This window comes from Rhizobium sp. CRRU65 (genome assembly GCF_048551595.1).
GTDB classification, from domain to species: domain Bacteria; phylum Pseudomonadota; class Alphaproteobacteria; order Rhizobiales; family Rhizobiaceae; genus Rhizobium; species Rhizobium leguminosarum_J.
This window is the reverse complement of record NZ_JBLYZH010000004.1, coordinates 1-12,666: the sequence shown is the minus strand read 5'-3', so window position 1 is coordinate 12,666 and position 12,666 is coordinate 1. Positions and strand designations below refer to the sequence as shown.

General features: G+C 62.4%; 11 protein-coding genes and 2 pseudogenes. 6 read left to right on the top strand and 7 right to left on the bottom strand.

The genetic code is table 11. The annotated features are described in order from the left end of the window. Positions 1–6: 6 nt before the first annotated feature. The 3 genes and pseudogenes from ACM5SV_RS09015 to ACM5SV_RS09005 all read left to right on the top strand — a co-directional run bounded on the left by ACM5SV_RS09015 (position 7) and on the right by ACM5SV_RS09005 (position 4,819). Positions 7–1,736 (top strand): annotated as a pseudogene (locus ACM5SV_RS09015) (ABC transporter ATP-binding protein). 207 nt (positions 1,737–1,943) lie between these two features. Continuing rightward, positions 1,944–4,283, top strand: a complete 2,340-nt coding sequence (locus tag ACM5SV_RS09010; RefSeq protein ID WP_222014440.1) for a glucose/quinate/shikimate family membrane-bound PQQ-dependent dehydrogenase — start codon at positions 1,944–1,946, stop codon at positions 4,281–4,283. A gap of 71 nt (positions 4,284–4,354) precedes the next feature. Continuing rightward, positions 4,355–4,819, top strand: coding sequence for a hypothetical protein (locus ACM5SV_RS09005; protein ID WP_012756627.1), 465 nt, complete (start codon positions 4,355–4,357; stop codon positions 4,817–4,819). A gap of 59 nt (positions 4,820–4,878) precedes the next feature. Here the strand turns inward: ACM5SV_RS09005 and bla are convergent, their stop codons facing one another. The 3 genes from bla to dmeR all read right to left on the bottom strand — a co-directional run bounded on the left by bla (position 4,879) and on the right by dmeR (position 7,294). Further along, positions 4,879–5,805 (bottom strand): class A beta-lactamase, encoded by a 927-nt coding sequence (gene bla, locus ACM5SV_RS09000; RefSeq protein WP_128439237.1) that lies wholly within the window; start codon positions 5,803–5,805, stop codon positions 4,879–4,881. A gap of 125 nt (positions 5,806–5,930) precedes the next feature. Next, positions 5,931–6,941 (bottom strand): CDF family Co(II)/Ni(II) efflux transporter DmeF, encoded by a 1,011-nt coding sequence (dmeF, locus tag ACM5SV_RS08995; RefSeq protein WP_222014449.1) that lies wholly within the window; start codon positions 6,939–6,941, stop codon positions 5,931–5,933. 80 nt (positions 6,942–7,021) lie between these two features. Further along, complete coding sequence (gene dmeR / locus ACM5SV_RS08990; RefSeq protein ID WP_128439239.1) at positions 7,022–7,294, bottom strand: Ni(II)/Co(II)-sensing transcriptional repressor DmeR; 273 nt, start codon at positions 7,292–7,294, stop codon at positions 7,022–7,024. Between the two features lie 268 nt (positions 7,295–7,562). Between dmeR and ACM5SV_RS08985 the strand changes: the two genes are divergently transcribed. Together ACM5SV_RS08985 and ACM5SV_RS08980 are read left to right on the top strand one after the other, a co-directional pair. Beyond that, a complete protein-coding gene (locus tag ACM5SV_RS08985) occupies positions 7,563–8,057 on the top strand; it encodes a GNAT family N-acetyltransferase (protein ID WP_113547072.1) in 495 nt (164 codons plus the stop codon). Between the two features lie 188 nt (positions 8,058–8,245). After that, positions 8,246–8,875: a glutathione S-transferase family protein gene (locus tag ACM5SV_RS08980; protein WP_222014450.1), complete on the top strand. Its 630-nt coding sequence runs from the start codon at positions 8,246–8,248 to the stop codon at positions 8,873–8,875. Between the two features lie 126 nt (positions 8,876–9,001). Here ACM5SV_RS08980 and ACM5SV_RS08975 read toward each other — a convergent pair whose 3' ends face one another. The 3 genes from ACM5SV_RS08975 to ACM5SV_RS08965 all read right to left on the bottom strand — a co-directional run bounded on the left by ACM5SV_RS08975 (position 9,002) and on the right by ACM5SV_RS08965 (position 11,348). Continuing rightward, complete coding sequence (locus tag ACM5SV_RS08975) at positions 9,002–9,916, bottom strand: cytochrome c (protein ID WP_017993396.1); 915 nt, start codon at positions 9,914–9,916, stop codon at positions 9,002–9,004. 163 nt (positions 9,917–10,079) lie between these two features. Then, complete coding sequence (locus ACM5SV_RS08970; RefSeq protein WP_113547071.1) at positions 10,080–10,520, bottom strand: c-type cytochrome; 441 nt, start codon at positions 10,518–10,520, stop codon at positions 10,080–10,082. Between the two features lie 192 nt (positions 10,521–10,712). After that, on the bottom strand, positions 10,713–11,348 hold the full coding sequence (locus ACM5SV_RS08965; RefSeq protein WP_128408250.1) for a LysE family translocator: 636 nt from the start codon (positions 11,346–11,348) through the stop codon (positions 10,713–10,715). A 129-nt stretch (positions 11,349–11,477) separates the two neighbouring features. On the opposite strand from ACM5SV_RS08965, the gene ACM5SV_RS08960 reads away from it, so the two are divergent. After that, positions 11,478–12,170, top strand: a complete 693-nt coding sequence (locus ACM5SV_RS08960; RefSeq protein ID WP_113547069.1) for a helix-turn-helix transcriptional regulator — start codon at positions 11,478–11,480, stop codon at positions 12,168–12,170. A 303-nt stretch (positions 12,171–12,473) separates the two neighbouring features. Here ACM5SV_RS08960 and ACM5SV_RS08955 read toward each other — a convergent pair. Next, a pseudogene (locus ACM5SV_RS08955) lies at positions 12,474–12,666 on the bottom strand (hypothetical protein); the annotation flags it as partial.

Sequence of the window (12,666 nt, the reverse complement as noted above, 5' to 3'; positions counted from 1 at the left end):
CCGTCCATGCTGCTCAGATTCTTTCGCTATTACAGTCCCTACAAGCAATTGTTCTTTCTCGATTTCGGCTGCGCGGTCGTTGCCGGGCTGCTGGAACTCGGCTTTCCTATCGCCGTCAAGCTCTTCGTCGACACCCTGCTGCCGCAGCGGGACTGGTGGCTGATTGCGGCGACGGCCGGGCTGCTGCTGGTCGTCTACCTGTTCAACACGGCGCTGATGGCGGTGGTCAATTATTGGGGCCATGCGCTCGGAATCGGGATCGGACCGATATGCGCCGGCAGGCTTTCGACCATATCCAGAAGCTGTCCTTCCGCTATTTCGACAACAACAAGACCGGCCATCTGATCACCCATGTGACCAAGGACCTCGAAGAAGTCGGCGAAGTCGCCCATCACGGTCCCGAAGACCTGTTCATCGCGATCATGACCTTCATCGGCGCCTTCATCCTGATGTTCACCGTGCACTGGAAGCTGGCGCTGCTGACGACCGCCATCGTGCCGTTCATGACCTGGCTAGTCAGCCGCTACGGCGCCAAGATGACGCTCAGCTGGCGAGACCTGTTCCGGCAGGTCGGTGAGTTCAATACACGCGTGCATGAAAGCGTCGGCGGCATCCGCGTCGTCAAGGCTTTCGCCAACGAGGATCACGAACGCGATCTGTTCGCCCGCAACAACGAGGGCTACAGGGCAACCAAACTCAACGCCTATGCCTATATGACCGCCAGCATCACGCTCAGCTATTTCAGCACGCGCTTCGTGCAGCTGGTGGTGATGATATCGGGAACCTGGTTCGTCATATCGGGCGAGCTCAGCTATGGCGGTTTTGTCGGCTTCCTGCTGCTGGTCAATGTATTCTTCCGGCCGATCGACAAGATCACCTCGGTGCTGGAGAGCTATCCGAAGGGCATTGCCGGCTTCAAGCGCTTCACGCAGCTGATCGATACCGCCCCTGATATTGCCGACCGGGTAAACGCGATCAGCGTCGATCACCTTGCCGGCAACATCGTCTACCGGAAGGTGAGCTTCGGCTATACCGGCGACGGCAAGGTGCTCGACGGGCTCGAACTTTCGATCGCGGCCGGCGAGACGATCGCCTTCGTCGGCCCGTCCGGCGCCGGCAAGACGACGATCTGCTCGCTGCTGCCGCGCTTCTACGAGGTGGATTCCGGCTCGATCCTGATCGACGGCATCGACATCCGCGACATGACACAGATGTCGCTGCGTTCGCAGATCGGCATCGTCGCCCAGGACGTATTCCTGTTCGGCGGCACCATCCGCGACAATATCGCCTATGGCCGGCTTGGCGCCGACGACGCGGCGATCATCGATGCATTGCGGCGCGCCGCCCTCGACGAATACGTGCTGTCGCTGCCGAACGGGCTCGATACTGTCGTCGGCGAACGCGGCGTCAAGCTTTCCGGCGGGCAGAAGCAGCGCCTGGCGATCGCCCGCATCTTCCTGAAAAATCCGCCGATCCTCATCCTCGACGAAGCCACCTCGGCGCTTGATTCGGCGACCGAATATGCCATCCAGCAGTCGCTGTCGGCGCTCTCCAAGGGACGCACCACGCTGGTCGTCGCCCATCGACTCGCCACCATCCGCAACGCCGACCGCATCGTCGTGGTGGGAACGTCAGGCATCGTCGAACAGGGCACGCACAGCCAGTTGCTGGCGCGCGAAGGCGGCTACGCCAGGCTGCATCAAGCCCAGTTCGGTGCATCCGGACCGACTGCATAATTCCTTAAATCGGAATCGATTTAAGGCTAAAGTTATGCAGCATTCAAAGTGTTACAGCGTTCTTTGCGCGTCTTAAAAGACGCGCGGCGCTGTAGCCCCTGCGGCAATTGTGGCCGTTGAAAGGCATCTCCTTCGCGCTATCTGCCTGATCGGCGGGACTTTTCCGCCGATCCTTCAGCCCGGCTAACCTCAGCGGGAGACAGCCTTATGGCGATCATCGTCACCTCCATCTTCTTCATCATCGTCGGGCTCACTCTCGGCGGCGGCGGGCTCTGGCTCGTCACGCTCGGCGGCAGCGTCTTCTATCTGTTCGCCGGGCTGATGTTCCTGACTACCGCCGGGCTGCTGCTGATGCGCAAGGCGGCGGCGCTCTGGGTCTATGCGGTGCTCGTCGTCGCAGCACTCGCCTGGGCGATTTGGGAGGTCGGCTTCGACTGGTGGCAGCTTGGGCCCCGCGGCGGCATGATCATCCTGCTCGGGCTCTGGCTGCTGACGCCATGGATCCGCCGGCCGCTTGGCCTGCGCAGCCCAACGGGCATCACCTATGCCGCAAACCCCTGGCCGCTCGCCGCGCCTGTCATTCTCGCCATCCTTGTCGCCCTCTATTCGATGACGACTGACCCGCATGATCTCGCCGGCGAGCTGCCCAAGGATACGGTCGCCGCCAATCCCGCTTTCGGCGGCAGCGTCCCGGACGGCGAATGGCATCAATACGGCCGCACGCCCTTCGGCCAGCGCTATTCGCCACTCGACCAGATCACCGCCGAGAACGTCTCCACCCTCAAGGAAGCGTGGCGATACCAGACCGGCGACGTCAAGCGGCCGGACGATGTCGGCGAGACGACCTATCAGGTGACGCCGCTGAAGGTGAAGGACACGCTCTATCTCTGCACGCCGCATAACTGGGCGATCGCGCTCGACGCCAAGACCGGCAAGGAAAAATGGAAATACGACGCCAACTCGGGCATGAACCCCGACCGGCAGCATCAGACCTGCCGCGGCGTCACCTATTATGCCGATCCAACCGTTGCCGCCGGCCAGCCCTGCGCCGAGCGCGTCTACCTGCCGACCTCAGACGCCCGGCTGATCGCGCTCGATGCGGCGGACGGGAAGGTCTGCACCAGCTTTGCCGACCAGGGCGTGCTGCATTTGGAAACCGGCATGCGGTTCAACCCGGCCGGATACTATTATTCCACTTCGCCGCCGGTCGCGGTGGCGGGCAAAATCATCGTCGGCGGGGCGGTGAACGACAATTATTCGACTGAGGAGCAATCCGGCGTCATCCGCGCCTTCGACATCAATACCGGCGCCCTGGTCTGGAATTGGGATTCCGGCAATCCCGATGTGACGACGCCGATCACCGAGGGCCAGACCTATACGACCAACTCGCCGAACAGTTGGTCGGTCTTCAGCGTCGACGAGGCGCTCGGCATGGTCTACATCCCGCTCGGCAACCAAGTACCCGACCAGATCGGCATCGGCCGCAGCGACAATGTCGAGAAATTCTCCTCCTCTATCGTCGCGCTCGATATCGCCACCGGCCAGTTGCGCTGGGTGCGCCAGACAGTGCATCACGATCTCTGGGACATGGACGTGCCGGCCCAGCCGGCGCTGATCGACCTGACGAAGCAAGACGGCACCGTGGTTCCGGCCTTGGTCGGCCCGACCAAACAGGGCGATATCTATGTGCTCGACCGGCGCAGCGGCGAGCCGATCATCCCGATCAAGGAAATACCAGCGCCAGGCGGCGCGGTCTCGGGCGATCATACCTCGCCGACGCAGCCGATCTCGGACCTCACCTTCTCGCCAGAGCCGCTCCAGGAAAGAGACATGTGGGGCGTATCGCTGTTCGATCAGATGGCCTGCCGCATCGACTTCCACCGCTACCACTATGAGGGCCGCTTTACGCCGCCTTCGCTGAAAGGGACGATCGTCTATCCCGGCAATTTCGGCACCTTCAACTGGGGCTCGGTGGCGGTGGATCCGGAGCGGCAGATCATGTTCGGCATGCCGACCTATCTCGCCTTCACCTCGCGCCTGGTGCCGGCCGCCGACATTCCTCCGAGAGGCCAGGACGAGAAGGGCAGCGAACAGGGGCTCAACCGCAATGACGGCGCGCCCTACGGCGTCTTCATGGGTCCCTTCCTCGGGCTGCTCCAAATCCCCTGCCAGGCGCCGCCATGGGGTTATGTCGCCGGCGTCGACCTGCGCACCGGCAAGATCGCCTATATGCACAAGAACGGCACCGTCCACGACATGACGCCATTGCCCCTGCCCTTCAAGGTGGGCGTGCCCGGCATCGGCGGGCCGATGCTGACCAAGGGCGGCGTCGCCTTCCTGGGGGCCGCGGTCGACAACTACCTGCGCGCCTATGACGTGACGAGTGGCCGGGAGCTCTGGCAGGGACGGCTTCCCGCCGGCGGCCAGGCGACGCCGATGACCTATATGACCGATGACAACAAGCAATATGTCGTCATGGTCGCCGGCGGCCACGGCTCGGTCGGCACCACGCCCGGCGATTATGTGATCGCCTATACGTTGCCGTGACACCAAGCTTCCCGCAAGCTCTGCGCAGGTTTACCGCTTCATTCTCTCCCCGGTTTTCGGGGAGAGTTTTTATGGAAATCTCTAGCAATATTCGCAACTATTACGGCATCGGCGGCCTTTTCGATCAGCCGGCCAAATCCAAGAATCAGCAGACGACGGACTTCACCAAAACAGCGCGCAATACCGCGCCCGGTCTCGAGCCCAGCAGCACGCCGCCTTCGATCGCCAATACGATCTGGGCTCTTCAAAGCAGCGAAGGCCCTTATATCAACCCGCCCTCCGACGAAGAAGTGGCGGCAAGCGCTGCGCATGACTCCCTGGTCGACGAATTCTCCAAATGGGGCAACATGACGCCGGCGGAATATATCCGGGCCCGCTACCTCGAGCAGCACGATCTGACCGAGGCCGATCTGGCCGCCATGCCGGCCGACCAGCGCGCCGCAATCGAGAAGGAAATCGCCGACCAGATCAAGCGCGAGATGGCCGGCATCGAGGATGACGGCACCGAGACGGCAGACGATATCACCGCCGCCTGAGCCACTGAAAGATCGACAGCATGCGGCGGGAGAGCCTTCTCCGCCGCATTTTTTATGATTCACACCATCTCGACGATCATGCGGCCGACTTCGGCAAAGAGCGGGTTGAGCTCCTTTACCGGCACGGTCGTCTCGCTGATATAGACGGCCGCGACGATCGGGCCGCGATCGGGCGGCCAGATCACCGCGATATCGCCGAGAGATCCATTCGGACCGGTGCCGGTCTTGTCGCCGACCTTCCAATCCGCCGGCAGGCCGGCCCTGAGCCGCTCCTTTCCCGTCGTGCTCGCCACCAGCCAGGCTATCAGCCTGTCTGAGGAGGCCTCGGCCAGGACCGAGCCGAGCGTCAGGTTGCCGAGCGTGTCGAGCATCGCATCCGGTGTCGTCGTGTCGCGCGGATCACCCTTCCGGCCCTCGTTCAACGTCGGCTCGGTGCGGTCGAGACGCGTCGTGCCGTCACCGATCGAGCGCAGCCAATCGGTCAGCCCCGCCGGACCGCCGAAACTTTCGAGCAGCAAGTTGCCGGCGGTGTTGTCGCTGACGGTCACCGCCGCCTCGCAGAGTTCGGCAAGGGTCATGCCATCGGTTCCGGCGTGTTTTTCGCTGATCGGCGAATAATCGACGAGCTTGTCCTTGCCGTAGCTCACCCGCCGGTCGAGGTTCTCCTCGCCCTTGTCGCCCCGGGCGAGCACGAAAGCGGCGGCCAGCGCCTTGAAGGTGCTGCACATCGGAAAGGCCTCGCTGCCGCGATAACCGAAGGAGATGCTCGTCTCGGTGTCGAGCACCGAGACACCGAGGCGGCCGCCGGTGCGTTTTTCCAAAGCGGCAAGGCGATGTTCAATATTGTCCTCGCCCTCGCCTGCACTCTCTTTGGCACTCTCCTTGGCCCCCTCCTCAGCCCCCTCCTCAGCATTGGCTCGAAGCGTCAGCACGGGTAGGCACAATGCCGAGCCTATCAGCATGCGGCGGGTCAGACTGCGATCCATGAAATCCTCCGGCGTATCAGGAGGACAGAGCTAAGCAGCGATTGCGGCGACTTGTCGTCCCCACGGCGATGTTAATCGTCCGTCGAGCGATCTTGTCGTCCGCCGAGCGTCTCCGCCCGCCCCGATCATGCGGCGCGTGTGACCTCAACCGTCACATGCGACAATTCCTCCAGCGCCGAGAGCCTGCCCTTGTAGAAAGCCGGGTCGCGCGGTTGCGAGGTGAGGACGGCGACGATCGCGGCATGATGGCCGGGGCCGACCTGCCAGACATGCAGATCGGTGATCCGGTCGTCCTCCGTCTCGATGGCGCCGCGGATCTCGGCCGGCAGCGTCTCGCCTTCGGAAATGACGTCGAGCAGGACGCCGCCCGAAGATTTCATCAGGCTCCAGGACCAGTTGGCGATCACCAACCCGCCGACGATGCCCATCAGGGGATCGAGCCAGAGCCAGCCGTAGAGACTGCCGAGCGTCAGCGCCGCGATGGCGAGCACGGAGGTCAGGGCATCGGCGATGACATGCAGATAGGCGGCGCGGATGTTGTTGTCGCCGGTCTTTGCGTGATGGGCATGATCGCCATGTCCGTGATGATGATGGCCGTGGGCATGGGCATGGGCATGGGCATGATTACCATGCCCGTGATGCGCATGATTGCCATGCGCGGCATGGCCGCCGCCGGCCAGCAGCCAGGCGCTCACCAGATTGACGGCAAGGCCGATCACCGCCACGGCGATTGCCTGGGCAAAGCCGATCGGCACGGGATTGGAAAGGCGCAACAGGCTCTCCCAGGCCATCAGCAGGGCGATCAGCGCGAGGACGATGGCGCTGGCGAAGCCGGCGAGATCGCCGAGCTTGCCGGTGCCGAAGGTGAAACGCGGATTGCGCGCCTGCCGGCGGGCGAAGAGATAGGCGAGTGCGGAAATCAGCAGTGCGCTGGCATGGGTCGACATGTGCCAGCCATCGGCGACGAGCGCCATCGAGCCGTAGATGGTGCCGGCGGCGATTTCCGCCACCATCATCACCGCCGTCAGCGCAATCACCAGCCAGATGCGCCGCTCGTTGCGCGCATGTTCACTGCCGAGGAAGACGTGATCGTGTTCCAGGGCATCCATTCCAGCCTTGTCGATTCCGGCACTCATGACGGTCTCCTTCGTCGCTCTAATTCTTTGTTTTTACGCACTTCTCGGCAAAACCGCTTCGCGCTTTGCCTGGAATTTCTCTAGCGCATATAGGTTCTCAAGACTTCCGATATTTCCTCGACCGCCTCGGCCCTCGCCGCTTCGTCGGCGGCATTCAGCACATGCTCGCGCAGGTGATCGTCGAGCACCTCGCCGGTCAGCCCGGTCAGGGCGCCGCGGATCGAGGCGAGCAGCTGCAGGATCTCGCCGCAGGGGCGCTCGGCCTCGAGCGCGCGCTCGACCGCCTCCATCTGCCCCTTCAGGCGGCTGATGCGGGCGACGAGCTTCTTTTTCTGCAGGGTGGTGTGAGACATGATGGACTCTCATATAGCATAGGGGGGTATAGTATCAAGGCTGAAGCCGAGGCTCAATACCTGTGATGGGCTTGATCCGCCATTGACAAAGCCCGCGTTTCCGACGATTTATGATCCATGATCAAGAACGCGCACCAGAGCCGCTCGTATTTTTGGCTGTACCTGTAAAGGGCGGCTGGACAAGATCATATTGTCAACAAGCCGCCGTCAGGCGGCTTTGTTGTATCGGCAGCGTCCTGACGGCAGACTATCAAAGGACGCGAAGACCATGACCGAAATCGAAGACAGCGAAATTTCACTGATGCGCCCATCGGTGGTGACGATCCGCGCCGCCAAGCCGCGCGACCTGCCCGAACTCAACGAGATGATCGCCCTGCTTGCCGCCCATCACGGCGATGCGGCTGCTACAACGGCGGAGCAGTTGGAGCGCGACCTCTTCGGCCCGCTGCCCTGGATCAATGCGCTCGTCGCCGAGACCAGCGAAGGGCTGATCGGCTACGCCATTCTCGTGCCGCTCTACAGGGCGCAGGAAGGCAAGCGCGGCATGGACCTGCACCATCTCTTCGTGCGCGACGGCCATCGCGGCCACGGCACCGGCCAGTTGCTCGTCGACCGGGCGCGCGAGACCGCCCGCAACGCCGGCTGCGGCTACCTCTCCGTCAGCGCTGCCACCGGAAACGTGCTGGCGCACCGCTTCTACGAACAGCTGGAATTCACCCCGCGGCCAGTGACCGGCATGCGCTACATGCAATCGATCGCCTAAAGCGCGTCGCGCAAAGTGTGAGCGGTGTTGCGATAACAGGATGCGTTGACATAAAGGCCTAAAGCGCGACGAGCAAATCTGAAAGATTGCGACGCGCTTCAGGGCTGGAGGTCATGAAGCGGCCGGTCGGGTTTATGTAGGGACCGGTTCAGCCTACTGACAATTATCGAATTGCATGAGGAGCTTTCATGCCAGATTTCAAACTACATTGCTTCGCTCTCTCGGGGAACTGTTACAAGGTCGCGCTCTTCCTCACACTTGCCGGCATCGAGTGGGAGAGCATTTTCGTTGACTATCTCGGCGGCGAAACACGCACTGAAGCATGGCGAAAAACCATAAACAAGCAGGGCGAAGCCCCTGTGCTCGAGCACGGCCAAACGAAGATCAGCCAATCGGGGATTATCCTGGACTATTTGTCAGAGGTGACAGGCCACTTCGGGGCGCAGACAGCCGAAGAGCGACGAGACATTATGCGTTGGATTCTTTTCGACAACCACAAATTCACGAGCTATTACGCGACGCTGAGGTTCATGTATGGCCTCCAGAAGAGCGGCGAGACGCCCGTCGTCGAGTTTTTGAGACTGAGGGCCAAAGCTGCCTATGCCATTGTTGACGAACATCTGGCGCACCAGGCCTTCATGGTCGGCGACCGGCTGACGATCGCAGACCTCTCTCTGGCGGGCTACGTCTTCATGCCGGAGGAAACCGGGATAGATCACAGCGCCTTCCCGGCTATCGCAGCCTGGAAAGATCGTATCAGCACGATGCCCGGCTGGCGCCATCCCTATGATCTGATGCCGGGTCCCACCTCCCTATAAACAGGCGTGGGACCCTGCGAAGGCGCCAAGCACAACCGCACTTTAAAGCGCGCGTCGCATCAAACTTGATTCATGCGACGCGCTTCGGATGTTTGTTTTTACGCATGTCGTTGCTCGCAACATGCTCTAGCGTCCCGGCACGGCCTTCAGATAGGCTGCGATCGCTTCACGGTCGGAGGCCGGCAGATGGGCGATGTTCTGCTGCACATCGACCATCGAGCCGCCGACGGAATCGAAATCGGGGGTGAAGCCGGTTTCGAGATAACTGGCGATATCGGCCTCGCTCCAGCCGCCGATGCTCTCGGAAGCCGGGGTGATATTGGGTATGCGACCCTTGCCTTCCGGATTGGGCGCGCCGGCAAGCCACTGATCCGCCTTGAAGCCGCCGAGCGCATCACGCGGCGTATGGCATTCGCCGCAATGGCCGGGGCCTTCGACGAGATATTGCCCGCGCTTGATCTTGTCGTCGCTCTTTGCCAGGGCGACGCGCGGCTGGTCGTTGAGATAGAGAAATTTCCAGCCGCCGAGCGCCAGCCGGATGTTGAAGGGGAACGGCAGTTCGTGCGGCGGCGCCACGTTTGCGCTCTTCGGCAGGGTTTTCAGGAAGCCATAGAGATCGTTGACGTCCTTGTCGCTCATGCGGGAATAGGAGCCATAGGGAAAGGACGGGTAGAGATGCTGCCCGCCCGGGCCGACGCCGCGCTTCATCGCGTTGCCGAACTGAGCAAGTGTCCAGCCACCGATGCCGGCTTTTTCATCGGGTGAGATGTTCGGCACGTGGAAGGTCCCGAAGGGGCTCTTCAGCGCCAGACCGCCTGCAAGTGTCAGCTTTGCATCGCCTTCGGAACCGGGTGCGGCATGACAGCTGACGCAGCCGCCCGCCCAGAAAACCATCTGACCATTTGCCGGATCCGGCGCGCCGAGACCCGCCCAATGGCTCTCCGGCAGCGGATCGGGTGCGGTGACGAGATAGAAGGCGCCCCCGCCGAGCACAGCGACGCCGATCAGACAGAGCAGTACCCGGATGAACCTGCGGACCATGCGCCGCCTCTCCTTTTGCCAATGTTGCCACCGTCGGTCCCACATAAAGCGATCCGCGCCGGCGGCAAGCCCGGCACGGATCGCGGATCCCGAGCGTTCCATTTCCCCCACATCACGCTGAAGCAAGCCGCGCACCTTTGCTGGAATTGCTCAGGCCGGCCTATCACTCCTTGATACGATAGGCCTTGTGACAGCCCGCGCAATTGGCGCCAAGCGTGTTCATCGTGGCGCCGACGGCCGCAGGATCGGCCGGAAGCTGGGCGAGCGCAGTTTCGGCGTCAGTGGAGAGCTTGGCGGCGCGCGCCTTGAAGTCGTCCATGTTTTCCCAGATTTTCGGGCTCGCCTCTTTGTCGCCGGTCTCCGTGCCCGGCTTGAACTGATCGGGGAAAACCTTGGCCGTTGCGGCAATCGTCGTCAGTGCCGCCTTCACCGCCTCGGCGTCGTAAGGCTTCGTGCCCTTGGCGATGGCCGCCAGCGCGCCAGCCGAACCGCCGATCTGCTTCATCAGCGCAATGCGCGAATCATGGGTGCCGTCGGCGGCGGTCACCGAACCGAAGGCCATGCCGGCGATCGCTACAGCCGCAGCTGCTGCTTTCCAATTCATATTTCTCTCCCTTTTTCCTCGGCCAAGCTGGCCGATGGCCAATCTGCACCGGGAGCATGACAAAATCCACGGCGGCAGACAGTCACTTTTTGCCGGATTGTCATAAAAACAATGTGATAGGCCGTTCTCTGCTTTTATGCATGTCGTTATCCCGGAACCGTTGCACACTTCCGGGCGACATGCAGTGGCGGTTCAGGCGCTTTTCCACCCCTGCCAGAGGCTGAAGGCGGAGACGGCAACCAGCAGCAGTCCGGCGAAGCGGCCGACAAAGGCCGTGACGTCAGGGTTGGCGACGAGCAGGTCGCGGCTGCGGCCGGCCGTCATCGCCAGCGTGCCGTAGATGGCGAACTGGGTGACGACAGTCATGATGCCCATGATCAGGCCCTGCATCCAGATCGGGCCATATTCCGGCCTGAGGAACTGCGGGTAGACGGCAAACATGAATATATAGGCCTTCGGATTGACGAGACAGGTGACGGCGCCCTGGCGGAAGGCGCGCCAGCCGGAGCGTGCCGTTCCCGGCCCGACCGCCTCGACGGTGATCGAGCTGCGGATCAGCGAAATACCGATCCAGATCATGTAGGCGACGCCGGCAAAGAGCAGCACGTTGAAGAGCTGCGGCAGCATGGTGACAAGCACGCCGACGCCGGCCGCGCCATAGGCCGAATGCACGGCGCCGCCGGCCATGATGCCGCCGGTCGCCGCCAGCCCGCGCTTGACGCCGCCGGTCAGCGAATTGGCGAGCACGAAGAGCATGTCCATACCAGGCACGATGATGATGCCGAAGAGAAGGGTGAAGAAGAGCCAGAGGTTTTCATTGTAGTTCATGTCAGTTACCGCCTTTGGTTCTGCGGGTCGTTTTGAAAGACCCTGATTGATTTCAATCCGATAGGCGGCTCTATACGGGAACCCAACTGACAGTGTATTGTCAGGAGCGTGGCGGATGGGAGAGGTTAAATGCGCAAGGCCTCGCGGCTTTTCGAGATCATCCAGATCCTCAGGCTGGCAAGAAAACCGATGACGGCGGCGACGATGGCCGAGACGCTTGAGGTAACCGTGCGCTCGATCTATCGCGACATCGCCGCCCTTCAGGCGATGCGGGTGCCGATCGAAGGCGGGCGCGGCATCGGCTACATCATGCGGCCGGGCTTCGACCTGCCGCCGCTGATGTTCTCGATCGAGGAGATGGAGGCGATCGTGCTGTCGCTAGCGCTGCTCGAACGGACGGCGGACGAGGAGCTGAAACAGGCCGCACGCCGGGTCAACCGGAAGATATCAGGCGCCGTGCCGGCGCCGCTGCGCCAGGCGATGGACAACAAGGCGCTTTATGCCTGGGGCTCGATCGCGCAGCCGGCGGGCTTCGACCTGGCAATCGTGCGCCGCGCGATCCGCGACGAGCGCAAGCTAATGCTCGGCTATCGCGATGAACTCGGCCGCGAGAGCGAGCGGACAATCCGGCCGGTCGCGCTGATCTATTATTCGCAGACCGCCAATATCGTCGCATGGTGCGAGCTGCGCCAGGCAATCCGCAATTTCCGCAGCGACCGGGTGGAGCGCTGCGCGACAGCCGAGGATTTCTTCAAGGGCGACGGCGACCGGCTGAGGGAACTCTGGACCAGTGGGTGGACGGAGAAGGCTGTGCCGGCTTGATGTGTGGCGCCTGCCCCTCATCCGGCTACCGCCACCTTCTCCACGTAAACGGGGCGAAGGGGATATGCCGCAACGTCGCCGTTCCCCACTCACCTCGCGCAAGGCACGTCCCCTCGCCCCGTTTACGGGGAGAGGGTTAGGGTCATATGCGCTAGGTTAAGCGAGCGTGTAGATCGTCGCATTGTTTTCGGCGTCGTCGCGGCGGCTCACAGAGGTGGCGACGACTTCGCGTGACGAGATTACAGACGGCCTGCCACAGAAGTGGTCCGCGGATGGCGGCGCAAATGGTGGCCAGGGCGATCTTCATGAGACGCCAGCGCGATGGGCTTGCCAATGGGGGGCTAGCCAGTGGGGTTGCCACATCCAGAGGGGGGGAGAGTCCGGGACTTGCCCGGCAATCTGTTCGGCGATGATGGCGACGATCAGTCTGGCGTAGAGCCATGCCCGGGCCAGTTCCGGCTTCTTGGCCGGCAAGCTGTCGAGGCCGGCCAGGCTC